Annotated in this window: 21 protein-coding genes; 8 read left to right on the plus strand and 13 right to left on the minus strand. The window is 55.6% G+C overall.

What is annotated here, in order from left to right; all coding sequences use genetic code 11:
- The first annotated feature begins 53 nt into the window (after positions 1-53).
- Positions 54-869: a 2,5-didehydrogluconate reductase DkgA gene (dkgA, locus tag ACRDCA_RS22255; protein WP_438691468.1), complete on the plus strand. Its 816-nt coding sequence runs from the start codon at positions 54-56 to the stop codon at positions 867-869.
- A gap of 158 nt (positions 870-1027) precedes the next feature.
- Entirely contained in the window at positions 1028-1633 is a 606-nt protein-coding gene (locus ACRDCA_RS22260) for a transglycosylase SLT domain-containing protein (RefSeq protein WP_438691469.1), read from the plus strand.
- Positions 1634-1764: 131 nt separating this feature from the next.
- On the opposite strand, the gene ACRDCA_RS22265 is transcribed toward ACRDCA_RS22260, so the two are convergent.
- Both ACRDCA_RS22265 and ACRDCA_RS22270 read right to left on the minus strand, forming a co-directional pair.
- Positions 1765-3930, minus strand: coding sequence for a YgiQ family radical SAM protein (locus ACRDCA_RS22265; RefSeq protein ID WP_438691470.1), 2166 nt, complete (start codon positions 3928-3930; stop codon positions 1765-1767).
- 87 nt (positions 3931-4017) lie between these two features.
- On the minus strand, positions 4018-4752 hold the full coding sequence (locus ACRDCA_RS22270; RefSeq protein ID WP_438691471.1) for a GntR family transcriptional regulator: 735 nt from the start codon (positions 4750-4752) through the stop codon (positions 4018-4020).
- Positions 4753-4974: 222 nt separating this feature from the next.
- On the opposite strand from ACRDCA_RS22270, the gene ACRDCA_RS22275 reads away from it, so the two are divergent.
- Genes ACRDCA_RS22275 through ACRDCA_RS22285 form a run of 3 tightly spaced genes read left to right on the plus strand, consistent with a single transcriptional unit; the run spans position 4975 to position 8323 of the window.
- Positions 4975-5991 carry an ADP-ribosylglycohydrolase family protein gene (locus ACRDCA_RS22275; RefSeq protein WP_438691472.1) on the plus strand — a complete coding sequence of 339 codons (1017 nt, stop codon included), beginning with the start codon at positions 4975-4977 and terminating at the stop codon, positions 5989-5991.
- Between the two features lie 8 nt (positions 5992-5999).
- A complete protein-coding gene (locus ACRDCA_RS22280) occupies positions 6000-7397 on the plus strand; it encodes a purine-cytosine permease family protein (RefSeq protein ID WP_438691473.1) in 1398 nt (465 codons plus the stop codon).
- The gene (locus ACRDCA_RS22285) at positions 7394-8323 is read left to right on the plus strand and encodes a PfkB family carbohydrate kinase (RefSeq protein ID WP_438691474.1); all 930 of its coding nucleotides are present in this window, start codon (positions 7394-7396) and stop codon (positions 8321-8323) included. Before ACRDCA_RS22280 ends, ACRDCA_RS22285 begins: the two co-directional genes overlap by 4 nt.
- A 36-nt stretch (positions 8324-8359) precedes the next feature.
- On the opposite strand, the gene ACRDCA_RS22290 is transcribed toward ACRDCA_RS22285, so the two are convergent.
- Both ACRDCA_RS22290 and xapA read right to left on the minus strand, forming a co-directional pair.
- Positions 8360-9619 (minus strand): nucleoside permease, encoded by a 1260-nt coding sequence (locus ACRDCA_RS22290; RefSeq protein WP_438691475.1) that lies wholly within the window; start codon positions 9617-9619, stop codon positions 8360-8362.
- 72 nt (positions 9620-9691) lie between these two features.
- Positions 9692-10513: a xanthosine phosphorylase gene (xapA, locus tag ACRDCA_RS22295; protein WP_024529143.1), complete on the minus strand. Its 822-nt coding sequence runs from the start codon at positions 10511-10513 to the stop codon at positions 9692-9694.
- Positions 10514-10641: 128 nt separating this feature from the next.
- Here xapA and ACRDCA_RS22300 point away from each other — a divergent pair, with 128 nt between their 5' ends.
- Entirely contained in the window at positions 10642-11556 is a 915-nt protein-coding gene (locus ACRDCA_RS22300; RefSeq protein ID WP_438691476.1) for a LysR family transcriptional regulator, read from the plus strand.
- On the opposite strand, the gene ftsP is transcribed toward ACRDCA_RS22300, so the two are convergent.
- The 3 genes from ftsP to parC all read right to left on the minus strand — a co-directional run bounded on the left by ftsP (position 11553) and on the right by parC (position 16433).
- Positions 11553-12968, minus strand: a complete 1416-nt coding sequence (gene ftsP, locus ACRDCA_RS22305; RefSeq protein WP_438691477.1) for a cell division protein FtsP — start codon at positions 12966-12968, stop codon at positions 11553-11555. The genes ACRDCA_RS22300 and ftsP overlap by 4 nt on opposite strands.
- 226 nt (positions 12969-13194) lie before the next feature.
- The gene (locus tag ACRDCA_RS22310) at positions 13195-13926 is read right to left on the minus strand and encodes a 1-acylglycerol-3-phosphate O-acyltransferase (protein WP_438691478.1); all 732 of its coding nucleotides are present in this window, start codon (positions 13924-13926) and stop codon (positions 13195-13197) included.
- A 233-nt stretch (positions 13927-14159) separates the two neighbouring features.
- Positions 14160-16433, minus strand: coding sequence for a DNA topoisomerase IV subunit A (gene parC, locus ACRDCA_RS22315; RefSeq protein ID WP_438691479.1), 2274 nt, complete (start codon positions 16431-16433; stop codon positions 14160-14162).
- Between the two features lie 284 nt (positions 16434-16717).
- On the opposite strand from parC, the gene ACRDCA_RS22320 reads away from it, so the two are divergent.
- The gene (locus ACRDCA_RS22320) at positions 16718-17299 is read left to right on the plus strand and encodes an NAD(P)H-dependent oxidoreductase (protein WP_025119932.1); all 582 of its coding nucleotides are present in this window, start codon (positions 16718-16720) and stop codon (positions 17297-17299) included.
- 45 nt (positions 17300-17344) lie between these two features.
- Positions 17345-17650, plus strand: coding sequence for a putative quinol monooxygenase (locus tag ACRDCA_RS22325; RefSeq protein ID WP_438691480.1), 306 nt, complete (start codon positions 17345-17347; stop codon positions 17648-17650).
- 186 nt (positions 17651-17836) lie between these two features.
- Here the strand turns inward: ACRDCA_RS22325 and ACRDCA_RS22330 are convergent, their stop codons facing one another.
- The 6 genes from ACRDCA_RS22330 to cpdA form a co-directional block, all read right to left on the minus strand.
- Entirely contained in the window at positions 17837-19495 is a 1659-nt protein-coding gene (locus tag ACRDCA_RS22330; protein ID WP_438691481.1) for a ShlB/FhaC/HecB family hemolysin secretion/activation protein, read from the minus strand.
- 71 nt (positions 19496-19566) lie between these two features.
- A complete protein-coding gene (locus tag ACRDCA_RS22335; protein WP_438691482.1) occupies positions 19567-21711 on the minus strand; it encodes a two-partner secretion domain-containing protein in 2145 nt (714 codons plus the stop codon).
- 385 nt (positions 21712-22096) lie between these two features.
- Positions 22097-22996, minus strand: a complete 900-nt coding sequence (locus ACRDCA_RS22340) for a LysR substrate-binding domain-containing protein (protein WP_438691483.1) — start codon at positions 22994-22996, stop codon at positions 22097-22099.
- 92 nt (positions 22997-23088) lie between these two features.
- Positions 23089-24984 carry a DNA topoisomerase IV subunit B gene (gene parE / locus ACRDCA_RS22345; RefSeq protein WP_438691484.1) on the minus strand — a complete coding sequence of 632 codons (1896 nt, stop codon included), beginning with the start codon at positions 24982-24984 and terminating at the stop codon, positions 23089-23091.
- Positions 24985-25073: 89 nt separating this feature from the next.
- Positions 25074-25649, minus strand: a complete 576-nt coding sequence (yqiA, locus tag ACRDCA_RS22350; RefSeq protein ID WP_438691485.1) for an esterase YqiA — start codon at positions 25647-25649, stop codon at positions 25074-25076.
- Positions 25649-26476 (minus strand): 3',5'-cyclic-AMP phosphodiesterase, encoded by an 828-nt coding sequence (gene cpdA, locus ACRDCA_RS22355; protein WP_438691486.1) that lies wholly within the window; start codon positions 26474-26476, stop codon positions 25649-25651. Before cpdA ends, yqiA begins: the two co-directional genes overlap by 1 nt.
- Between the last annotated feature and the right edge of the window lie 24 nt (positions 26477-26500).

The following is a 26500-nucleotide window of genomic DNA, read 5'->3' on the forward strand; positions in this document are numbered from 1 at the left end:
TAAAATTCATGTAAACAGGCCTTGGCCTGGAAGTAGTCATAAGGAGATAGCGCATGCAACCCATCATCAAACTCCACGATGGTAATCTGATGCCGCAGTTGGGTCTCGGCGTATGGCAAGCCAGCATTGAAGAAACCACCCAAGCCGTTACCAAGGCACTGGAAGTCGGATATCGCTCCATCGATACCGCCGCCATCTACAAAAACGAGGAAGGGGTGGGTGCCGCACTGCAATCCACCAGCATTCCGCGTGAAGAGCTGTTTATCACCACCAAGCTGTGGAACGACGATCAGGGCGACCCACAGGCCGCGCTGGAAACCAGCCTGAAAAAGCTGCAGCTTGATTACGTCGATCTCTATCTGATCCACTGGCCGAAACCGGCACAGGATCACTATGTCGACGCCTGGCGCGGTTTGATCAAACTGCGTGAGCAAGGGCTGGTGAAAAGCATTGGCGTCTGCAATTTCCACACGCCACACCTGCAACGCCTGTTGGATGAAACCAACGTCGCACCGGTGATCAACCAGATCGAGCTGCATCCACTGCTGCAACAACGCCAGTTGCGCGCCTGGAACGCCACGCACCATATCGCCACCGAATCCTGGAGCCCGTTGGCCCAGGGGGGCGAAGGCGTCTTCGATCAACCGCTGATCAAGAAGCTGGCGGAGAAGTACAACAAGACGCCCGCACAGATCGTCGTGCGTTGGCACCTGGACAGCGGCCTGATCGTGATCCCGAAATCGGTCACGCCAGCACGCATTCGTGAAAACTTTGAGGTGTTTGACTTCAAACTGGATAAGGATGAACTGAGCGAAATCACCAGGCTGGATATCGGCAACCGCCTGGGGCCGGATCCCGATTCGCTGTAATCTTGGCGGGGCCGCACTGCCGGCCCCGTTGCTTTATAGTTGACAGCCTCATGCAAGTAGCGGTGATGATCGCGTTAATTGGCTTTTAACCCAAGATCTTATTGGGCACTGGCGCTATGATATGGCGCAGCAACCCGATCACAGCAGCTTGGAGTTTCATGACCTTCTCTTTCTTATCTTTGCCGCGCTTAAGCATGGTGTTAATGCTGGTGGTGTTGGCGGGCTGTTCCAGCAAGCACCAGCGGACCAGCCACGATCCTCACGCCTATGACGATGAAATCGAAGACGCAGCCGACGAGTATAACGTCGATGAAAAGCTGATCGCCGCCATTATTCAGGTTGAGTCCGGCTTCAACCCCAAGGCCGTCAGCCCTTCCAATGCGATCGGCCTGATGCAGCTCAAGGCCAATACCGCCGGTTGTGATGCCTATCGGTTTAAAGGTAAGCGCGGTTGCCCTGATGATGACGATCTGTTGGATCCAGAAACCAATATCGACCTGGGGGCGGCCTATATCGGGGCGCTGCAACAGCAGCAGTTGAAGTGGATTGACGATCCGGTTACCCGCCGCTATGCCACCGAAGTGGCCTATGCCAACGGCGCGGGTGCCTTGCTACGCACCTTCTCCAGCGATCGCAAGAAAGCTATCAGCATGATCAACAGCCTGTCACCGGAAGCCTTTCACTGGCATGTGCGCCAGTACCATCCTTCACCGCAGGCACCACGCTATATGCTGAAGGTCGAGGCGGCGTATAACAGTTTGTAGCCTGGCAATAGCTAGCTCCATAGAGTCTTTCCTGAAAGGGATAACAAAATAATATCCTCACCAAGGGATAATTTATGGAATATCCCCTCTAGGGGATAAAAGAAAGGGAGCCACTTGGGCTCTCTGCTCTATCAGGCCTTACCGTTGCGGATAGGCTTGCGCGGTGGCTTGTTGGACGGCGTGCGCTGGCGGGTAATGTCCGTGTGCTTGGTCAACGCCGGGCGGGTATGCCGCTGTAGGCGCCTGGCCTCGCGCTGCTCATCAAGGCTCGGTGCTGGCACCAGGCATTCACGACGGCCCCCAATCAGGTGCTTCATCCCCATCTCTTCCAGCGCAGTACGGATCAGCGGCCAGTTGAGCGGATCGTGATAGCGCAGCAATGCCTTATGCAGACGGCGCTGACGATCGCCCTTCGGAATAAACACGTCCTCGCTCTTATACCCCACCTTACCCAACGGGTTCTTGCCGCTGTAATACATGGTGGTTGAGTTCGCCATCGGCGACGGGTAGAAGTTCTGTACCTGATCGAGACGGAAACGGTTTTTCTTCAGCCACAGGGCCAGATTCACCATGTCCTCATCACGGGTGCCCGGATGCGAGGAGATGAAATAAGGGATCAGATACTGCTCTTTACCCGCCTGCTTGGAATACTGATCGAACAACTGTTTGAAGCGATCGTAGCTGCCCATCCCCGGCTTCATCATCTTGGATAATGGCCCCGTTTCGGTATGCTCCGGTGCGATCTTCAGATAGCCGCCCACGTGGTGGGTCGCCAGTTCCTTGATATAGCGCGGATCTTCCACCGCCAGATCGTAACGCACCCCAGAGGCGATCAGGATCTTCTTGATCCCTTCCAGCTCACGGGCGCGCCGGTAAAGCTTGATGGTCGGCTCGTGGTTGGTATCCATGTAAGTACAGATTTCCGGATACACGCAGGAGGCACGGCGGCAGGTTTGCTCCGCACGCGGGTTGGTGCAGCGCAGCATATACATGTTGGCCGTTGGGCCACCCAGGTCGGAGATCACCCCGGTAAAGCCCGGCACTTTGTCGCGGATCTCTTCGATTTCCCGCACGATCGAGTCTTCTGAACGGCTCTGGATGATGCGCCCTTCATGCTCGGTGATCGAACAGAACGAACAGCCGCCGTAGCAGCCGCGCATGATGTTCACCGAGAAGCGGATCATGTCATAGGCCGGGATGCGCTCTTCGCCATAGGAAGGATGCGGCACTCGCTGATAGGGCAGGGCAAACACGCTGTCCATTTCCGGCGTGCTGAGCGGGATCGCCGGTGGGTTGATCCACACATAGCGATCGCCATGTTTTTGCATCAGCGCACGGGCACAGCCAGGGTTGGTTTCATGGTGCAGGATGCGCGAGGTATGGGCATACAGCACCTTGTCCGCCTTCACTTTCTCGAAGGAAGGCAGCAGCACGTAGGTTTTCTCCCACGGCTTGGGCTTGGCGGCACGCACGGTGACGGGTTTGGCCTCTGGCTCTGGCGTGCTGCCATCGGCACAGGGCAAGTCTTCACCGTAAGGGTTAGGGATCGGCTCAATGCGGCCCGGCTTGTCCAGGCGAGTGGAATCCACCCCGCTCCAGCCCGGCATGGCCCCTTTACGCATCACGGCCGTGTTACGGATATCGTGGATATCCTGAATTTTTTCACCCGCAGCGAGGCGATGCGCCAACTCCACCAGCGGGCGTTCGCCGTTGCCGTAGATCAGCATATCGGCTTTGGAATCCACCAGCACCGAGCGGCGCACGGTATCCGACCAGTAATCATAATGCGCAATGCGGCGCAGGCTGGCTTCGATGCCGCCCAAAATAACGGGTACATCTTTATAGGCTTCTCGACAGCGCTGGCTATAGACCAAGGTGGCGCGATCCGGGCGTTTACCGCCCAGGTTACCAGCGGTATAAGCATCGTCATGACGTAGCTTACGATCGGCGGTATAGCGGTTGATCATCGAATCCATATTGCCAGCGGTCACGCCGAAGAACAGGTTCGGTTTACCCAAACGCATAAAGTCTTCTTTGTTGCTCCAGTCCGGCTGGGCAATGATCCCCACGCGGAAGCCCTGAGCCTCCAACATGCGGCCAACGATCGCCATGCCAAAGCTTGGGTGATCGACGTAAGCGTCCCCGCTGATCACAATCACGTCGCAGCTATCCCAGCCTAATTGGTCCATCTCCGCACGCGACATCGGTAAAAACGGCGCGGGGCCAAAACATTCGGCCCAATAAGGCTCGTAGGAGAACAGTTCACGTTCAGGTTGGATCAGGCTGGTAGTGCTCATTCGGGTGCTCTTGTGCAGGTTAATTTATCGCCGGGCGGCGATTATACGCACTCCCAACCAAAAGAGCATGGTTATTTCTCGGATTAGTTAACCATGCACCTCAAACTCGTACACATCGCTGCGGCATAGCGTTTCGCTGAACTCCAGCACTTCCCCTTGAGCATTGCGGCTGGTCTGGACAATGCGTAATAGCGGCGAACCACTTAGCACATTGAGCAAACTGGCGTTTTCGTCACTACAGGCAATCGCCTTCAACAAAAAATGCCTGCCCTCCGGCACAATGCCGCGCGACTGCCACAGGGCGTACAGCGAATGTTCCAGCTCTTCAGGATCGGGCAGGAAGCGGGTCGGAATATAGGTGGTTTCCAGTGAAACCGGGTTGCCATCCATCAAGCGCAGGCGGCGCAGCTTGACGACAATGCTACCGCTGGCCAACTCCAGCGCTTTGGCCACCTCTTTAGGGGCCGGCATGGTAGTTCGCAACAGCCATTGGTTACTGACGCTGCTGCCACTGCGCAACACCTGTGCGGTAAAGCCGTTATCCTGATTGAGAGAATAACCGATGTGCATTGCCACGCGCGTGCCGATGCCCTGCTGGCGTGAGACCAGCGCCTTTTCCTCCAGCAATTTCATTGCCTTGCTGACAGTAACGCGGGACAAATCCAATGTTTCAGCCAGCACTCGTTCCGGCGGTAAAAAATCACCCACCGCCAGCATGCGCTGTTTGATGGCAATTTCCAGGGTATTCGCCAGTTGGATATAACGTGGCGCCGCCGTTACCTGAGAAAACTGCTGACGCAGCCAGGCAATAAAATCATTCATCGGACCTGCCTTCTCAAATGTGTTCGCATTTCTCTACCTACCGCCTCGTTTTTACCATATTTGTCACATTCAGGATAATGACATCATATCCACTTACATTGGACTTGGATTGGAGTCACATTTTTCACCTATTGGACTTCAATTGGATCCGTTCCGCAGGTAACATTAGCCCCACTGATGTTTTACATCGGTATGCACCAACACCAGGGAACACCCATATAAATGAAAAATATAAAAAATCCTCACCACGCCATACTCGGGGCGCTTTATGGGCAAGCCGTGGGCGATGCGATGGGGATGCCGTCAGAACTGTGGCCGTTACAAAAGGTTAGTGATTATTTTGGATGGATCACTCACTTTCTGCCTGGCCCGGCAGAAAATAGTGCCGCAAACGGCTTTATCGCCGGGGAATACACCGATGATACCCAGCAGGCAGTCGCCTTAATGGACGCGCTGCTGGCCGCCGCGGGCCGGGTCGAACCGCAACGTATCGCTCACCACATTACGCTGTGGGCGGAACGGATCGGCGCCTTTGAGAAAAATATCCTCGGCCCCAGCTCCAAAGCCGCGCTGTTGGCCTTCCGCGCCGGGATTCCGGTGGCAGATATTACCGCTAACGGCGTAACCAACGGGGCTGCCATGCGTGTGGCTCCGTTAGGTTGCCTGCTGCCAAGCGGTGATTTGCCCGCATTTATCGAGGCGGTTCGGCTGTCATGCAGCCCGACCCACAAGTCGGATATTGCCGTAGCCGGTGCTTTTGTCATTGCCTGGGCCGTTAGCCGGGCTATCGAAGGCGCGGATTGGGCCACCATCAAGCAAGAGCTGCCTACACGGGTGGAACGGGTGCAACAGCAGCACATCACCACCTTCAGCCCCTCGCTCAGCCGTCGCTTGGTGTGGGCATTGGAATTCACCGCTAACCTTGGCCGTCGGCAGGATAGCGAAGCATTGGCGGAGCTTTATCACACCGTTGGTGCCGGGATGGACACCATCGAGTCAATCCCGATGGCGTTAGCCCTGGTTGAGCTGGCAGACACCGATCCACAACGGTGTGCGATCCTGGCAGCCAATCTGGGTGGCGATACCGATACCATTGGTGCCATGGCAACGGCAATTTGCGGAGCCTTACGCGGCATAGCCGCCTTCCCGGCGGAGTGGATTGCCACGATCAATAGCGCCAATCACATAGATTTTGAGCCCTACGCGGCCGCTCTCCTCAGGCTGCGACAACTGGAATAAATCGCACCATGAGTGAAATCAACCGCAGTGAGACATGGAAAGTAGAAAGTACCGGGATCGATCGCGTACCGGACGCCGAGCAAACCGGTAAACCGCTCGAACTGTTCTGGATATGGTCCGCCGCCAACATCGGCATTCTTGGCGTGGTCTACGGGGCAATTATTGTCGCGTTCGGCCTGTCCTTTATCCAGTCAATCCTGGCCGCACTGGTCGGCGTAGCCAGCTTTGCCTTGGTGGGTTATACCAGCTTCGCCGGGAAACGCGGCCGTACTTCCACTCTCACCTTATCGCGGGTGATTTTTGGCCTGAAAGGCAACATCGCCCCCACCACCTTCAGTTGGATCAACCTGATGGGTTGGGAAGCGGTGAACGTTATTACCGGTACGCTCACTCTGGCGGCGCTGTTCCAGGCGGTGGGCCTGGGTGAAAGCCACTCCCTTACCGCCTTCAGCCTGTTGCTGTTTGGCGGCCTGACCATCGTGGTCAGCCTGCTGGGCCAGAACACGGTCGTCTGGATGCAGAGCTGGTTCAGCCGGATATTCGGCACCATGACGCTGATCGTGGTGCTGTATATCGTCTTCACCACCGAGTGGGGCAAAGTGCTGTCACTGCCATCCGGCAGTTGGCTGACCGGTTTCCTACCCGCCGTTTCGGTGATCGCCGCCGGTACCGGTATCAGTTGGGCGATTGCCGGGGCCGATTACAGCCGCTATCAAAGCCCGAAATCTTCAGATAGCAGCATCTTCGCCGCCGTGGTAGGTGGTGCCTGCCTGCCGCTGATCCTGCTGATGTTCACCGGCATTTTGCTGTCGGTCCAACTGCCGGATCTGGCCAGCGCCGCCAACCCGATTGCGTTAATCGGCTCGGTGCTGCCAAAGTGGATGGCCATCCCTTATCTGTTGGCCGCAACCGCCGGTATCGTCACCATTGCCGTGCTCAGCCTCTACTCCGCCAGCCTTAACCTGCTAACGCTAGGAGTGAAGGTGAAACAGTCGCTGGCGGTCTCCATTGATGCCGTGGTGATCCTGGGTATCGCCATCTATGTGCTGTTTATCTCCGGCGATTTCATGGGGCCATTTATCTCCTTCCTGGTGTTCTGCGGGGTCTTCCTTGCCGCCTGGGAGGCCATTTTCATTCTCGATTATGCTAAAGTGCGCCGTCATCATGGTTACGACGGTAATGCCCTGTACGGGCTGAACGGCCAGAACCGCGGCGTGCGTAAGGTGCCCTTGTTCTGCTGGTTCCTCGGCGCGTTCTGCGGGCTGCTGGTGACCAAAACCGGCTTTATCGATGGCCCATTAGCCAAAGGCCTGTTCGCTGATTCCAGCCTGGGGCTGTTCGTTTCCTTCCTGGTCAGCCTGATTGCCTATGGCCTGTACCTGGCGAGTCAAAAAGGACGTCAATGAGTGAATTTGTCGCAGTAAAACCGATCCTGGTGGTAGGCGGTGCCGTGGGGGACGTGGTTCTCACACTGCCAAAGCTGCCCACCAGCGGTGAAGATATCGAAGCGCAGCCGCAAGAGCGGCAGATTGGCGGCTGTGCCTTCAACGTAGCACGGGCGCTACGCCGCCTGGATGTCCCGGTGATCAACGGTATGCCGGTTGGCAACGGAGATTGGGGAGCAGCCATCGAAGCCGCCATGCAGGAGTTGGATTTACCGGTGCTGCTCCGCCATGGTCAGATGGACAACGGTTGGTGTCTGGCGTTGGTGGAACCCAACGGTGAACGTACGTTTGTTACCATAACCGGTTGTGAAGCCCAGTGGAATAAAGCGCAGTTGACTACCCTGCCGCTAACGCCGGAAACGGTGGTTTATGCCAACGGTTATGAACTGGTGGGAGAGCCGGGTGAAGCACTACGCGACTGGCTGACCCGCCTGCCGTTCGATCAATGGCGGCTGCTGGATCCCGGCCCACGCGTCAGCCAATTGGGCGAAGAATTTTTTGCCATGCTGAGCGACAGCCACACCTTGCTCACCCTTAATCGTGACGAAGTCGCAATCCTGTGTGGAGAGGGCGACGCAGTCAGCGCCGCGCAACGTTATGCCACAACGCATAACATTACGTTGATTTGTCGGCTGGATCGAGACGGTGCCTGGATTTGTGATGGCCGTAATGCACCGCAGCATGTGCCCGCTTACCCGGTTGAAGTGGTCGATACCATCGGTGCAGGTGATGCCCACTGCGCGGGGTTGTTAGCCGGGCTTTCCGCGGATCTGCCGCTGGTGCAGGCCGTCGACCTTGCCAACCGCGTAGCCGCCTGCGTGGTGGCCAGCCGTGGCGCCGCCGGAGCACCAGACTGGCAACAGCTGCAACAGCGTTTTCCTGCCTGATACTACAGGGGCTGAACTCAGCCCCTGAACCTCCCCTTAATGCGCTTTCTGCAAATCGCCGTTCATCTCTTCCGGACGATGTTGATAGTTGAACGACAGGGCAAAAATCACTCCCAACACCAACGTATAGGCGGCAAACACCAGCCAGATACTCTGCCAATCCTTTACGCCATTATCGGTGAAGAAGTCTACGACCTTGCCGCTGGCGATGGCTCCGACGTAAGCTCCAATACCGTTGACCATGGTCATAAACAGCCCCTGGGCACTGGCGCGGATGCGGTGGTCGGTTTCCTTTTCCACAAAGATGGCACCGGAGATATTAAAGAAATCAAACGCACAGCCGTAAACAATCATCGACAGCAGTAACAGCAGGAAGCCGAACCCGGCAGGCGTGCCGTAAGCCAGGAACAGGAAGCGCAGCGTCCAGGCCGCCATGCTGATCAGCATCACCTGCTTGATACCGTATCTACGCAGGAAGAACGGAATGGTGAGGATGAAAAACACCTCTGAGATTTGCGACAGAGAGAGCAGCACCGAAGGATAGCGCACGCTCAGGCTGTCCTGATACAGCGGGTTAAGCGAGAAATCGTGCAGGAACGGATTGCCGAAGGTGTTGGTGATTTGCAGCGCCGCGCCCAGCAGCATGGCGAACAGGAAAAACACCGCCATACGCTTTTGCTTGAACAACACAAACGCATCCAGCCCCAACAGGCTGACCCAGCTTTGCGAACGTTTCACCTTGTTGGTCGGGCAGTTTGGCAGCGTCAGGGAGTAAACCGCCAACAGCAGCGACACCGCCGAAGCCAGGTACAGCTGCATATTGCTCAGTTCAATACGGCTAAAGCTAATCAGCCACATTGCCAGAATAAAACCCACCGTGCCATAGACCCGCACCGGCGGGAAATCCTTGACCGTATCAAAGCCGTGTTTTTCCAGGCAGAAGTAAGAAATGGCGTTGGAAAGCGCCATGGTCGGCATATAGACCATCGCGTTGAACAACATCACCCAGAACATCACCATCGGCTGATCGACCTGCGCGGCGTAGTACAACGCCACGGCCCCCAGCAGATGACACAGGCCATACAGATGGTTGGCCTTGATCCAGCGATCGGCAATGATCCCGGCCAGGCTTGGCATGATCAGCGCGGCGATCCCCTTCGAACTGTACACCATGCCAACCTGCGCTCCGCTGAAGTGCAGGGTGTTGATCATGTAAGAACCTAACGTCACCAGCCAGGCGCCCCAGATAAAGAACTGGAGAAAAACCATCACCTTCAATCGTGTTTTTATTGCCATTACCATCACCTATTGTTGTGATTTACGCGGCAAGGTAGGGCTTGCCGCGGGGTAGTCGGATGGAAATAAGGATCACAGCGTTTTGAAGAACTCGCGGATCAGGCGCATAAAGTCATCTGCGGCCAGCGCGGCACAGCTCAGCGTCTGCTCATGGGAAAGCGGCGTATCAGATAACCCTTCGGCATAGTTGGTCATCGCCGACACCACCAGCACTTTCAGGCCGCAGTGACGCGCCGAAAGCACTTCGGGCACGATCGACATCCCCACCACATCGCAGCCCAGCGTCTGCATCATGCGGATCTCGGCAGGCGTTTCGAAGTTCGGGCCGGTGTAGGCCGCAAACACCCCTTCGGCCAATGGAATACCAGCCTTGGCCGCAACTGCCGCCAGTTGCGCACGCAGATCGCGATCGTAGGCGTTGGCCAGGCTGAAGAAGCGTGGACCAAAACGCTCGTCGTTGGCCCCCACCAGCGGGGATTCCGGCATAAAGTTGATGTGGTCAGTCAACGCAACCAGGCTGCCCGGCGCTACCGATTTGCGCAGTGAACCGGCGGCGTTGGTCGCCAGCAGGAACTCACAGCCCAGCAGTTTGAAGGTGCGCACGGCGGTGGTCATCACCTGCATGCCACGGCCTTCGTAGAAATGCCCACGCCCTTTCATGCACAGCACCGGCACGCCTTCCAGCCAGCCCGCCACCAGTTGCCCTGCGTGGCCCACTACGCCGCTCACCGGGAAACCCGGCAGTTCGGTATAGTCGATGGTCACGGCGTCGGTCATTACGTCTGCCAGCGCTCCCAGTCCAGATCCCAGAATCAATGCGGCGCGAGGTTGAAAGCCTGGTAGTCTGGTTCGCAGCACATCGGCACAAGAAAAAGCATCGTCTTGATTAAACATAGTATTCTCTTCTGTAGGGGGTTAATCCCCATAGTAGAGAGCGACAGAGGGTGGCGGCCAATACATTGTTGCCCGCTGATTTATTCTGTTTACCTATAAATACCCTGCATCGGGAGGCCCGAAAAACCATGAAAAAGCCACTACCCGACCCTAGCCGGATCAACTTTCGTCTCCTGCACTATTTCCGCGTGGTGGCGGAGGAGATGAACTTTACCCAGGCCGCACAGCGGCTGAACATGTCCCAACCGCCGCTCAGCAAGCATATCAAAGAGCTGGAAAACCAACTGGGGGTGGAGTTATTCAAGCGTACCACCCGCTCGATGGCGCTGACGCAGGCCGGCCGCACGCTGTTTCATAACGTCGAGATGTTGCTGGATCAGGCAGGCAATGCCCTCAATCAGGTGCAGCAACTGGGCCGTGGGGAAGCCGGCCATATGGTGATCGGTATGGTAGGCACTTCGGTCTGGGGCGGTTTGATCCCGGCACTGAAACGCTTTACCGGTCAGGAGGAAAAGGTCACCTGGACGCTGAATGAACAGACTCCCAGCCAGCAAATCATTTCGTTGCAGAAACGGCATATCGATATCGGGGTCTGGCGTGAAGCCAAACAACAGGCGCTGCCAGGGTTAGCCTGCCAACTGTTGGCGCGGGAGAAAATCTCGGTGGTACTGCCGACGGAGCATCCACTGGCAACGGGGGAAGCGATCCAACTACAGGCCCTGGAACATGACAAATTTATCGTGCTGCCGCCCAACGAGGCCAGCCTGGGGCTTTATCTGCACAACCTGTGTCTGCAACATGGCTTTGCGCCGGACATTGTTCATCAGGTCAATGAACCGCAAACCTTGATGGCGCTGGTAGCGGAAGGTTTCGGCATTACGCTACTGCCGGACAGCTATGGGCGCATCCCGTGGCCCGGTGTACGTTTCTGCCCGTTGCAGGCGGCCCCTTCGGCGGATCTCTATGCGATCTATCACGCCGAAAGTGCCACGCCGGTGGTGAAGGCGTTCCTGAAAATGCTGCGCACGCCCGGAGCGACTTAAGCGGAAGCCTGGACCACAAACTGGCCGGTCGATCCGCGATCGGCCATTTCCAGCGTCTGGCTGTAGAACAGGAACGGGAAGTGCTCCGAGGAAACCTGGTTGAAATACACCAGCAGTTCCACGTCACCATCAACCCAGACGGTATCCTTCCAGCCGCGATCTTCTGCCATCGGCTGCGCGCCGTTGACGCGCTTCACCAGGAACTGCACGCCCTGAATGTGGAACGCCTGCGGGGTGTCGGCATGGATATTCCAGCGCTCCCAGGTACCTTGCATGGTTTGTACGTCGATGCGGTTCATATCCCAGATGGCACCGTTGACCCCAGCCATCTTGTCCCCCAGCCGGAATTCACGCGTACGGCTGACGTTACCATCCAGCAGTTGATCCGCCAGCAGGCGCATTGGCAGATTGTCGGTAACCAACGGTAACAACCCAGTCGGTTTCAACGTCAGTACCTGGGTGGACACCAGCATGCTGGAAGGCTCAAACAGGCCGCGCAGACGATCCATGATCCCTGCCGCTTCGCCGGCGGTGAGGGTAACCTCAGCCCCCTGCGACATGTCGATCAGCACTTCGCGGCGTTCGCCCGGAGCCAGAGAAAGTTGCTGTACCGCAACCGGCGCAGGCAGGAACCCCTGATCGCTGGCGATCACGTTGATCGGCCGCCCATCGCTCAACTGCAACGAATAGCGCCGTGAGTTTGAGGCGTTCAGCAGGCGCAGACGCACCCAGCCGCGTGAGACTTCGATAAACGGGTTCTGCACGCCGTTAACCAATAGCGTGTCGCCAATAAATCCGCCCTGCGCCGGAGGATCGTATTCCGGCGTGCCGAAGTTATCCAGGCGCTTGTCCTGAATGATCAGCGGGAAATCATCGACGCCATAATGGTTCGGCAGCGGCAGATTTTTACTGATTTCATCCTCGACCAGCCATAGGCCGGCCAGGCCGTTGTAGACATGGGGCGCCATCCGGTTCGGCGTGTTGGCGTGATACCAACACGTTGCCGCCGCCTGACGGATCGGGATCACCGGCGACCAGTCAACGTTAGGCGACATCATGCGCGGCGCACCGCCCATCAGGGTACCCGGCACCTGCAGCCCGCTGACGGTCATCGATACCGGCTCGGTCAGGCGGTTGCTGTAGATCAGTTTGACGTCGTCACCGTTGTAGACCCGCACCGTCGGCCCCAGATACATGCCATTGACGCCCCAGACGGACGCTTTACGGTTGTCCATAAAGGCCCAATGGGCACGTTGCAGGGTTAAAAACAGCGGCTGTCCACGGCGGGATTCCAGCAGTGGCGGGATCGGTAACGGAGTTGGCATCCCGCTCGCTTCAGCTCTCAGCGGCACGGTTCCTGCGCACAGCGCCAAGCCCGATGCCTGAATAAACTGACGTCGACTGAGTGACATATCTTCTCCATGAAAACAAAGCTAAACCGTGTGCAAAGCCCCGCCAAAGCGGGGCATAAACGGCGTGACGCCGTATGAAAATATCGAACCTTATACCCTATGGATTTCAAGTTGCAGCTAGGCGACAAGCTTGTTCATCCCCAGGAGCTTACTTTTGGGTAAGTGACTGGGGTGAACAAGTGCAGGTAACAACGCTGCAGCTTGAAAGACGACGGGTATACCTATGTTATTTTTTGGCGGCGTTAAGTTGGGCTACTTCGGCATCCAACTGGTCAATCTTCGCCTTCATCAACTCGCGGCAATGGGCCGCCAGCTCACGTACCTGCTCTTTACTGTAGTTGCTGGTATCGACCGGCTCCAGGATCTCGACAATCACGTGGCCGTTATTCCAACGGTTCAGCTTAACCTCGTTGGTGGAGGAAACGCAGATCGGCACAATCGGCACACCGGCTGAGATCGCCGCGTGGAACGCACCGGTTTTAAACGGCATCAGGCCACGGCCACGGCTGCGGGTTCCTTCCGGGAACATCCAGATCGAGATGTCTTGTTGCTTGAGGGCATCAACCACCTGGGCAATGGTGCCGTGGGCTTTAGCGCGGTTATCCCGGTCGATCAGCAGGTTGCCGGTCAGCCAGTAAAGTTGGCCAAAGAACGGGATCCACACCAGGCTTTTTTTACCCACGGTCACGGTGCGCGGCTGTACCGCATTGGAGGCCGTTACCATATCGTAGTTGTTCTGATGGTTGGCAATGTAAATGCACTTGCCGTTATTGTCCGCGTCAGCAGGCTTACGGAGTTCAAGCTTGATGCCGAACACGGTCGACAGGCGGCCAAACAGATGACCAAAGGTCGCGACATGGCGGGGATTACGCGGGCTGAACAAGCAGTAAAGCGAACCGAAAAAACTCACCAAAAGGCAATAGATCGTGACAATGATCGCACGTAATATCAATAACATAACAACCTCATTAGCACACTGCCAACCCAAGCGCAGAGCGGTCGGGAAGATTTCTTTTTGTATGAGCAGCACAGGCGAAACCACACCGCGCTACTGCTAAGTTCTCTATTTTCCCGCCAGCCAGCGATCGGCACAATAAATTTATAGCCGGAAAAATTAATAGATTGAAATAATAGATAAAAATAAAAAAAGTGGGCGCAATTTTTTGCGCCCATTCGGGATCATGCAATAGCTTACTCTTCGCTGTCGCCCAACGATTCGCGCTCTGGCATATCCACCTCAACCCGATCGATACGTTGCAAACCACGCGGTAGCAAGGTGCCTTTACGGCCCCGCTCGGCGCGGAACTTCTGCAAATCTTCCGGGCGCAGTTTCAGTTTGCGCTTGCCCACATGCAGAGTGATCGAGGTCTGCGGCGGCAGTACGAACAGCCAGGCCAGCTTATCTTCACCGCTGGCAGCCTGCGCCGACGGTATCGAGATAATCTTGTTGCCCTTGCCCTTCGACAGCTGTGGCAGATCGGCGACCGGGAACATCAGCATACGGCCTGCGGTGCTGATCGACAGCAGCATATCGTCACTGCCGTGGATTTCCATCGGCGGCAGTGCCTTGGCGTTGTCCGGCAGGGTGATCATCACCTTACCCGCGCGGTTGCGAGCAACCAGATCGTTGAAGGTACATACGAAGCCGTAGCCCGCATCGGAAGCCATCAGCAGCTTCTGATCGTCGGCTGCCATCAGCACCTGCTCGATGGTGGCACCCGGCGGCGGCGTCAGCTTACCGGTTAACGGTTCACCCTGACCACGTGCCGAAGGCAACGTCAGCGGATCGAGTGCATAGCTGCGGCCAGTCGAGTCGATAAACACCACCGGCTGGTTGGTCTTGCCGCGCGCAGCGGCGAGGAAGCTATCCCCAGCCTTGTAGCTCAGGCCGCTCGGATCGATATCGTGGCCCTTGGCGCTACGTACCCAGCCCATTTGAGACAGCACGATGGTGACCGGCTCAGAAGGCACAAAGTCGTGCTCGCTCATCGCCTTGGCTTCTTCACGTTCGGTCAACGGTGAACGACGATCGTCGCCATAGGCCTGGGCATCGGCCTGAATTTCTTTCTTGATCAGGTTATTCAGCTTGCGCTCGGACGCCAGCAGCGCTTGCAGATGATCGCGCTCTTTTGCCAGTTCATCCTGCTCACCACGGATCTTCACTTCTTCCAGCTTGGCCAAATGGCGCAGCTTCAGTTCGAGGATCGCTTCAGACTGGGTATCGGAAATGCCAAACCGCTGCATCAATACCGGCTTCGGCTCATCTTCGCTGCGAATGATGTGGATCACTTCGTCGATGTTGAGGAATGCAACCAGCAAACCTTCCAGAATGTGCAGCCGCTTGAGCACTTTTTCCAGGCGGTAATTCAGGCGGCGGCGCACCGTATCACGGCGGAAGACCAGCCATTCGGAGAGGATCTCCACCAGCCCTTTGACCTGCGGGCGGTTGTCCAGACCGATCATGTTCATGTTGATGCGGTAGCTGCGCTCCAGATCGGTGGTGGCAAACAGGTGATTCATCACCTGATCCAGATCGATACGGTTCGAGCGCGGCACGATCACCAGACGGGTCGGGTTCTCGTGGTCGGACTCATCGCGCAGGTCTTCCACCATCGGCAGCTTTTTGGCGCGCATCTGGCTGGCGATTTGCTCCAGTACCTTGGCACCGGAAACCTGGTGCGGCAAGGCGGTGATCACCGCGCTGCCGTCTTCTTTCTTCCAGATGGCACGCATGCGTACCGAGCCACGGCCATTCTGGTAAATTTTGCGGATCTCGTCGCGCGGGGTAATAATTTCCGCTTCCGTCGGGAAGTCCGGCCCCTGCACAAATTCCAGCAGATCGTCGAGCGAGGAGCCCGGTTTGTCGATCAGGGCTACCGCTGCGGCGGCCACTTCACGCACGTTATGCGGTGGAATATCCGTTGCCATCCCTACCGCGATGCCGGTCGTCCCGTTGAGCAGGATGTTCGGCAAACGCGCAGGCAGCATTTTCGGTTCTTGCATGGTGCCGTCAAAGTTAGGCACCCAGTCCGTGGTGCCCTGGCCCAGTTCACCCAGCAGCACTTCGGCGTATTTCGACAGGCGCGATTCGGTATAACGCATCGCAGCGAAAGATTTAGGATCATCCGGTGCCCCCCAGTTCCCTTGGCCATCCACCAGCGGGTAGCGGTAAGAGAAGGGTTGCGCCATCAGCACCATCGCTTCGTAACAGGCGCTATCACCATGCGGATGATATTTACCCAGCACGTCACCAACCGTACGGGCAGATTTTTTGAATTTGGCGTTATTGCTAAGCCCCAGTTCCGACATGGCATAGATGATGCGACGCTGAACCGGCTTTAAACCATCGCCGATATACGGCAGCGCCCGATCCATGATGACGTACATGGAATAGTTCAGATAGGCGTTTTCAGTGAATGTGTGCAGCGGTAGACGCTCAACACCGTCATGAGTCAGTTCGCTCATTACTCAGATATCCTCAGACGACAAAGGGTCGATTCTGCCCGCGATAGTAACTCATCTGCGGGGTGGCTGTCACAGATGCTGCATGGATCGCCCCCTGATGCGGGCAAACTTGCTGGTTTATGCGAAATTCAGCCATTGGCCAGCGGTTTTGTTGACTCGCAGTCAACACTGTTGTGCGCCAGATCGCATTTCTCCCAGCTTCAGGAAGGATTACACTCCATTTCAGCGATATGGCTTACGCACTTCGGCCATACATTTTAAATTCTGACAGGAGCCTTACCTCCATGAGCAATATCCTGATTATCAACGCCAAGAAGCAATTCGGCCACTCCAACGGTGAACTGAACCAGACCCTGAGCGACGTAGCGGAAAGTTTCCTGCGCGATGCCAAGCACGATGTGCAGGTTACCGTCGTCGATGACGGTTATGATATCGACGCCGAAGTGCAGAAATATCTGTGGGCCGATACGGTGATTTACCAGATGCCAGGCTGGTGGATGGGCGAACCCTGGATCCTGAAAAAATATATCGATGAAGTGTTTACCGCAGGCCACGGCACCCTGTATGCCAGCGATGGCCGCACCCGCTCCGATGCCAGCAAAAAATACGGTTCCGGCGGGCTGCTTCAGGGTAAAACCTACATGCTGAGCCTGACCTGGAACGCGCCACTGGAAGCCTTTACCGATCCAGACCAGTTCTTCCACGGCGTGGGCGTAGACGGCGTTTATCTGCACTTCCATAAAGCCAACCAGTTCCTGGGAATGGAAGCGCTGCCGACCTTTATCTGTAACGACGTGATCAAACAACCGGATATCGCCAGCGATATCGCACGTTTGCGCGCGCATCTGGGCGAAGTCTTTGCTTAACTGTGATGGGTTTTATCCATCATGCTGTGAACCAATGAGGCCATAATGATCACCGTAATTGCAGAAATCAGAACCAGACCGGGCCATCGTGAAAGCGTACTGAAAGCGATTGAGCAACTGTTGCCAGCGGTGTTGGCAGAAGAAGGCTGTGGCGGCTATCAGCCGATGATCGACGCCGTTACCCAGGCACCGTGGCAGAAGCGTTCGCCAGACTCCATCTTTATGCTGGAGAAATGGCAGAGCCAGGCGCATCTGGAACAGCACTTGCAAATGGATCACATGCTCAAGCATCGTGAAATCATCAAGGACAGCGTGCTGGATACCACGATTTACGTGTTGAATAACGCCTGAACGGCGGCCCTTAATACCGCGACACCTAAAGCCTGAGGCAGGTGGGGATGATGCAGGTTAGACGACCGTTGAGCGCATGGATGCGCGATTGCGAGCCCCCATGGACGGGTTTACGGCGTGTCGGCGTTCTGCGTCATCCCCACCTGTTGCACGATTACCTGCAGCTATTCCCTGGTAGATATTCGATCAAAACTGCCACTGAACGGTGAACCCCAGACTCACCGGGCTGGTGACGAAATTATCCGGTTTGGCGATAGGCACGCCAACAAAAGCATCATAGCTGACCACACCTGCCCCACCTCTGACACCAATAACGCCACCTGCCAGATGGCCCTGAGTAAAGTTGTTGCTGTTGCCCGTCACTTTGCCGTAATCAAGCCCGGCGTAGAGCTGTTGCCGCAGCTTAGGCAGGTTCAAATTGATATCATTACGTAAGAAATACCCCTTATTGGCCGACAGATTGAATTCCCCGTCAAAGCCACGCACCGTCCAGCGGTTACCTATGCTGAACTGATCCTGCGTTGCCAACCGGTCCGGGCTGTATTGCTGCTGATAGCGTGGTTGATAACTCATGGATTGCCCAAACAGGCTAAAAGGGATCAAAGCGCTCACATCAAGGCTGACAATACGGCTTTGCGAACCGGTTCCCGCCTGTTGTTGGGCACCCAGCCACGACATGTTGCGCTGAAAGCCCACCATTGCATCGATAATTGACTGACCGAGGTAATGCCGGTGATTCAGCCTGGCGATCAGGTTAGTGACATCGCGCTCCTGAATTTCAATTTCAGTATCGTTCAAATAGTAGTGCGAGTTGTTCTTGAGCAGTTGGATGCTGCCCGTGGTTTTCTGATTTTCATTGCGATACAGCAACCGGTTCACTTTGAGGCTCAGGTTGTCACTTTTGCCCTGGTATTGAAAATCGGTCAAGGTACCGGAGATTTTCTGTAAATATTCACTGTGGCTGGCATACATATCCACCGACCAGAAACCGTAGGGAACGGAGTAATACAGTGAGCCATTCTTTGCATTACGCGACTTTTGAAAGTGCAAATCACGCCCGACGGAGGCATAGAACAAATCGTTCATTGAAGTCGGATTATCCAGATAGAGCGCCACACCGCTTTGATAACGCCCGGTATACTTGCTGCCGGCATCATCAAACCACCCGCCGATGCGCCAGGACGAGGGCTGGGTACGCTGGATTTCAATGTCGGTTTCTCCGGCATGCTCACCCGGCCGCAGGATCACGTTAGCGTCGGCTCCAGGAACGCGCTGGATATTCTCCAAACCCTGTTCAATGGCCCGGAGATCCAGAATATCGCCTGAACGCCCGGGAAAAGTGGTGTGCAGATTGACGTATTTGTCGCTGTCAGCGCTTAAAGAGACATTGCCGATAGCGCCGGGCAATACCACCAGCGTCAGCACGCCATCTTTCAAGTCCTGCCGGGGCACGACCACTCGCGTAGTAATGTAGCCATGACCAATCAGTTTGTTCTGTATGGCGGTGGCTAACGTGCGAATACCTTCGATCCCCAGGCAGCGATCTTCTGCCTGCACGGTGAACTTGTGTAATGGTAACCACTGAGGAATTCTACCGTCCTTTTCAAGGATCACCTGACGGATTTGAAAACAGTTGGCTTCTGCGGGAAAAGCAATCTTGGAACTTTGCGGATCGCTGCCGGCAGCGCGCACGTCTTTGCCCTGAGTTTCTAATTGTTGGTAACGCGCCTTTTCCTGCTCCTGTTGATGGTTTACCTGTTGTTCTATCAGTTGAACATTTTCCGCTCCATGAGCGCTGAAAATCATTAATGCCAATAATCCGGAGCCGGAAAAGCGAACGAGCATATTTCTATATCCTTATAGCGCGGGTATCACTCTGGCAGGCAGCCTCTGTCCAGAGGCTGCCGCTCTGCTAATTACTTAACCGATGTGATGGTGATAGGGCCTTGGATCGTGCCGCTATTGGTGAAGGTGCCTGGCGTGGCAAGGACCAAATTCAGCCCTGATGGACTAGTGACAACCGCGCCGCGCTGGTTGTAGAAGCTGCGGGTATTCACCATCGTCTGGCCATTGGTGGATGTCAAAGTGCCGTAGTTATAGACGTAGCCTTTATCCGCGTTGATATTGACCCCTTGCTTACCGCTCAGGTTACCGTAATGGCTGTAGTTGCCGGAAAGCATCAGGGTCGCTTGCGCGTCGGCGTCGATACTCCCCGCGCTGTTAGCAATCGTGGTGGCAGTAATGACGGTATCTTTAGCCGATTCAATCAAGCCATAGGTGTTATCAAGGCTTCTGGTTGTAATAACGATGTTGCTATCACTGTCGATCAGGCTGTAGCTATTTTTCAGCAGAGTAGAGGTATTGGTGACAATATCCCCCTGCGAAGTAATCTTGCCATAGCTGTTATTGATCGTGCTGGCAATCAGCGTCATGCCACCCGAACCGCTGGACAACTCGGCATCATAGGCACCTTTGGTCAGGCCCGCGTTGGTGATAGTGCCGCCATTGGTATTGATATCCAGGTAATTGTCCGCCAATACGCGTCCGGCCGTGTTATTCAGGCTGGAGCTATTAATGTAGACGTTTTTGCTACCGCGGATCGCTCCTTTGGTATTGGTCAATGTTTGTTTATTGGTATTGATGGTCATGTTTTCTTTGGACTGTATCAGCCCTGAGCTGTTGTTCAGCATACTGGTATTCAGCTTCAGCTCTTTGCCCGCGTTGATCGTCCCGTTAAGGTTGGTCAACGTATACCCGGCCGTATTGATATCGACAGCGCCGTTGGCAGAATTGATCATGCCATTGGTGTTATCAAGGGTGGAAGAGGACAATAAGACGCCTTTTTTGCCATGAATAACGCCACCAGAGTTGCTCAACGTGCGGATATAGCCATACGCGTAAGGGTCAATACGTGTATTGACCACGCCCACACCTTGAATAGTGCCATACTTATTATCAATGCCCGCACTGACAATATTAATATTACCATCAACCTCACCTTCCCCCGTTGTCATGATGGTGCCACCGCCATTACTCAACTGACTTTTGGCAATGTCGATATTGATATTGTTCTTGGCTTTAATGATGCCGTTGGCCGAGTTATTTAGCGCACGCCCATAAGCATAATAATAGCCATTACCCGCTTTTCTTCCGCGCGTGGTGTCGATATTAACATCGTTTGCAGCCTCGATAGTTCCCTTGTTCTCCAGGATGCCATCAGTCGTGATGCGGACGTCACCGACCGCAGCGCCAATGGTGCCCGCGTTACGTACGCCGACACCACGATCGGTGCTTACCAGGGTAATTTTGTTGGCATACATCCCGCCCAGCTTGGCAACATCAATCGCCAGCGTAGGAGCAACACCGGCAGGCGTCAGTTCACCAATCTGGGTATTATCGGCATTCACGTTGTTGCGCCCGGTGGTCACTTTGAGATCTTTGGCGCGAATGTCTGCGTTAATCTGTACGGCACGGGAGATCACGTCGGTATAGTTGCTATCCCCGGTTTTCAGGCCGTTGCCGTTAATGATGATAGTCCCTTTATCCACGGTATAGCCAAGCAGCGTGCCATTGGCCACCTGCGCTTTACCGGTGGTTAAGGTGGCACGTTCGGTGTTGATAAAGCCACAACCGCTACAGGTGATCCCTGACGGATTAGCCACAATAACCTGTGCCTTCTGGCCGGCAACTTCAATCATGCCGTTCAGTTGACTGGCCTTGGTGGAATTGACTTCGTTGAGGATGATTGAGGCAGATCCCCCCGCCAGATTGGCGTTACCGGCGATATTACCGGCAAGCTGCGAGGTGGAATTAGCCGCACTGTTGTTAAGGACAACGCCACCTTTATCTACATCAAACTGCGTGTAGATATTGTGGGAGACGCCGCCGTTACCCGCCGCATTGATATTTATCACGGTGCTGCCATTGGCTCCGGCATTAACAGCTGGCCCTCCTACAGCCGCTGGAGCGATTGCGGCATGTGCTACAGCCCCCCAGGCAACCAGGCTAAAGAAGCAAATAGGCTTGAGTTTGGCAATCAGTTGTTTGCTTTGTTTATTCATCAGAATAAATTCCTTTTTATTAATGGGTTATTGGCCATGCCGAAGCCGCACTTATAAAATAAATACTGTCTATTTAAATGAGATTAAATAATGGCCAACTGAATTATCCGCCATGCGGATTATTAGTACATTAACACGTTGAATTTACATTAATCAATGTTATTTAAATAATACGTTTAACCAATGGTTTTATTGTAAAAAGGATAGTAAGTTGATTATCTTACGACATTAAATATCGCAAGGTAATATGGTATTTTACTTACCAGCCATTTTAAAGTAACCAGAATAATTAAAATAAAACGTTATAATGAGAGATGAATATTATTAGCTGAGTAGGGTAATTGCCGGCAATAAGGGCATCAGACAGCCGCCCTCCCGTGCAAAACTACAAGCTCTGCGCATCGGTAATGTGCGCACTGACATAGTCCAGAAAACAGGTAATACGTGCGGCCAACTGGGCATTGCGATAATACACCGCGTTAATCGGCTGCCGTACATCCAGCGTTTCGGCCGCCAGTAACTGAACCAGACGCCCTTCCCGCAGATCTTCCCGCGTCATAAAATCGGCCAGTTGCGCGATCCCTTCGCCACGCAGCGCCAATTGCCGCAGCGTTTCACCGCTGGAAGCCGACAACGTTGGGGTAATGGCAAAGTGCTCTGCCTGCCGATGGCGCAGTGGCCATAGATTGAGCGATTCGGGTTGCGTAAAGCCCAGCAGGCTATGGTGGCTGAGTTCTTCAACACTCAGTGGTACCCCATGGCGGGCAATATATTCTGGGCTGGCAAGGATACGTAACTGGCTGGCCCCCAGCAGGCGCGCGTGGATGGTGGAGTCACGCAATGTGCCAATGCGAATGGCGATATCGGTGCGCTTCTCCAGCAGATCGATAATCAGGTTATCAGTGTTCAGCTCTAACTCAATTTGTGGGAAACGTTGGCGGAAACCGGCGACCAGCGGCACGATCACATGTTCCATAAAGGGCGCAGCAGCGTTGACCCGCAGCCTGCCCGCCGGGTTCAAGCGACGCAACGCCATCTGCTCCTCGGCATGTTCCACCGAGTTGATAATCTCCCGCGCATGGGCCAAAAAGCTCTGCCCTTCTTCGGTCAATTCCAGACGACGTGTAGTGCGGCGCAGCAAAGTCGTATCGAGCTTCTTTTCCAGACGGCTCAGCGCCCGGCTGATGCCAGAGGTGGTTTGGCCAAGCTGCTCGGCAGCGGCAGTGATTGAACCGCTGTCGATCACGGAGGTATAAGCCAAGAGTTCTTCGAGGGTAATTTTCATGCATTCCGCCCTGGGTTATCGGGCGCAGCACGCAGTGCGCCTGGGATGGCACAGTGTAAAAACTTGGGGCCGCAGTTGCGGCCCCACAGGCATCAGACGGAAAGCTCGGCGGTATCGCCCTTGTCTTGCAGCCAGTTGCGACGGTCTTCCGAACGCTTCTTCGCCAACAGCATGTCCATAATGGCCATGGTCTGATCGGTATTCTCGTCATCGATGGTCAACTGCACCAGACGGCGCGTGTTGGGATCGAGCGTCGTTTCACGCAGTTGCAGCGGGTTCATCTCACCCAGCCCTTTAAAGCGCTGTACGTTCGGCTTACCCTTTTTACGCTTCAACTGCTCCAGCACGCCGGCTTTCTCTTCCTCGTCGAGGGCGTAATAAACTTCTTTGCCCAGGTCGATACGGTATAACGGCGGCATGGCAACGTGCACGTGCCCCCCCTTCACCAGCGTACGGAAGTGGCGCACAAACAGCGCACACAACAGCGTAGCGATGTGCAGACCGTCGGAGTCCGCATCCGCCAGGATACAGATTTTGCCGTAGCGCAATTGGCTGAGATCTTCGCTGTCGGGATCGATGCCGATCGCCACGGAAATATCATGCACTTCCTGCGAGGCCAACACTTCGTCTGAGGAAACCTCCCAGGTGTTGAGGATCTTGCCCTTCAGCGGCATGATCGCCTGGTATTCGCGATCGCGCGCCTGCTTGGCCGAGCCGCCCGCCGAGTCCCCTTCGACCAGGAACAGTTCGGTCATGCTCAGATCCTGCGAGGTACAGTCCGCCAGCTTGCCCGGTAACGCAGGCCCGCTGGTCAGTTTCTTACGCACCACCTTCTTCGCCGCACGCAGACGACGTTGGGCACTGGAGATCGCCAGCTCGGCCAACTGCTCGGCCGCCTGAACGTTCTGATTCAGCCACAGGCTGAAGGCATCTTTCACCACGCCGGAAACAAACGCCGCGCACTGACGAGACGACAGCCGTTCTTTGGTCTGGCCAGCGAATTGGGGATCCTGCATTTTCACCGACAGCACGTAGGCGCAGCGATCCCAGATATCTTCCGCAGACAGCTTCACACCGCGCGGCAGAATATTGCGGAATTCGCAGAACTCGCGCATCGCATCCAGCAGCCCTTGGCGCAGACCGTTGACGTGTGTCCCGCCTTGCATGGTCGGGATCAGGTTGACGTAGCTTTCCGTCAGCAGCTCCCCGCCCTCCGGCAGCCACAGCAACGCCCAGTCCACCGCTTCGGTATCACCGGCAAAATTGCCGACGAAGGCCTTTTCCGGCAGAGTGATCAGGCCGTTCACCGCTTCCATCAGGTAGTCGGTCAGGCCGTCCTGGTAGCACCAGCGCTGCTCGGTATTGTTCAGCTTGTCGATAAAGTAGATTTCAACGCCGGGGCACAGCACCGCTTTGGCTTTCAACAGGTGTGAAAGACGCGAGACCGAGAAGCGCGGGCTGTCGAAGAACTGCTCGTCAGGCCAGAAGTGAATGCTGGTACCGGTGTTGCGTTTGCCGCAGCTCCCGGTTACCGCCAGATCCTGCACCTTGTCGCCGTTCTCAAAAGCGATGCCATAGACGTTACCGTCGCGCTTGACGCTGACTTCCACCCGTTTTGACAGGGCGTTGACCACCGAAATCCCCACGCCGTGCAGGCCGCCGGAGAACTGGTAGTTTTTATTGGAGAATTTACCGCCCGCGTGCAGACGACACATGATCAACTCAACCGCCGGTACGCCTTCTTCAGGGTGGATATCCACCGGCATGCCGCGGCCGTCGTCGATCACTTCCAGTGACTGATCGGCGTGCAGGATCACGTCGATGCGCTTGGCATGACCCGCCAACGCTTCATCGACGCTGTTATCTATCACCTCTTGACCGAGGTGGTTCGGACGCGTCGTGTCGGTATACATACCGGGACGACGGCGCACTGGTTCTAGACCGCTGAGTACTTCAATGGCATCAGCGTTATAGCTGGATTGAGTCATCGTTGATTATTTTTTCGTGGTTGAGGGAAGGTGCCGAAATCGCCCGCTGCCTGTTCAGTATATCTGTGATAGCTGAAGTTGCCGCGGCGTCATAGCCCTAAAAAATCCACAATCTGGGGGAAGTAGTGCTCGAAACCGACGAAAGCGTGGTTTCCACCCGACTCCACCGTTTGCCGGCAGGCGGCGTAATACGCCACTGCCTGACCGTAATCGAGAATTTCATCGCCCGTTTGCTGTAGCAACCAGATTAAATCCGGCGACTCCAAGGGATCGACCTGCATCACTTTCAGATCATAAACGTGGCGTGACTCTAACACATATTGCTGCCCGGTGTAGGGGTTCTCGTTGCGCCCGAGATAGTCGATCAGCAGCTCATATGGCTTCACCGCCGGGTTTACCACTACCGCTGGCAGGGAAAAACACTGCGAGAGCCAGGTGGCATAGTACCCCCCCAATGAGGAGCCCACCACGCCCATCGTCTGGCCCGCCCGCGCCATCACCATATCTTCCAGCATTTCCGCGGCCTCCGCCGGATAAGGCGGCAGCTGCGGCACCAGCATGTCGATATTGGGGTGATGTTCCGCCAGCCAGGCTTTGAAAGCCGTGGCTTTGGCCGAAAGCGGCGAACTGTTGAAACCGTGCAGGTAAAGTAAGGTTGAAGGCATCAGTAGCCATCCGAATCCATGTCGGGGCGGAAGTCATCGTTTTCCAGCCGGAATACCTGGGTTTCCACCCGGCCATCCGGCAACAGGTCGAGATAGCGCCAACCTGGGGAAACGTCGTCGATAGTAAAATTGGTGCAGTGCGGCTTGAATTGCACACAGGTAGACGGCGTAGCCAACAGCCGACGCCCGTGCCAACCCAGATCCAGTTCCTGATGGATATGCCCGCACAGCAGGGTATTCACTTTCGGGTAACGCCACAGCATGGCCGCCAGCGTATGCGGGTTGCGCAGACTGTGTTGATCGAGCCAGGTGCAGCCGGAAGGCAACGGATGATGGTGCAGTAACAGCAGCGTATAACGCTCTGGATTGGCCTCCAGGCAACGCTCCATCCACTCGAGCTGATAGTCGCTCAGTTCACCGTGCGGTACGCCAAACACCTGGCTATCCAGCAAGAGTACCTGCCAGTTGTCCCCCAGCAGCACCTGCTTTGAAGGCGAAATTCCGGCGGCGGCCAACGCGTCTACCATCGCAGGCTGAAAATCGTGGTTGCCCGGCAGCCAGACACAGGGCGCGGGTAAACGGGTAATGCCATCGGCAAAGTGCCGGTATGCCGCCTGGGAATGGTCTTGCGCCAGATCGCCGGTTGCCACGATCAGGTCACACTCGCGCTGCTGCGCGATCACCGCATCCAGCACCGCGTGATAGCTGGCATAGGTATTGATGCCGAGCAAGGTCTCATGCTTGCCAGCAAACAGGTGGGTATCAGTTATTTGTAGGATCCTGACCTTGGCCCCACTCGCCACGGGCAGTCTAAACAGGCTTTCCAAATAGTGTCCTTTGTTAACTCAGTC

The sequence above is a fragment of the Serratia sp. (in: enterobacteria) genome (assembly GCF_051654945.1).
In the GTDB taxonomy this organism is placed as follows: Bacteria; Pseudomonadota; Gammaproteobacteria; order Enterobacterales; family Enterobacteriaceae; genus Chania.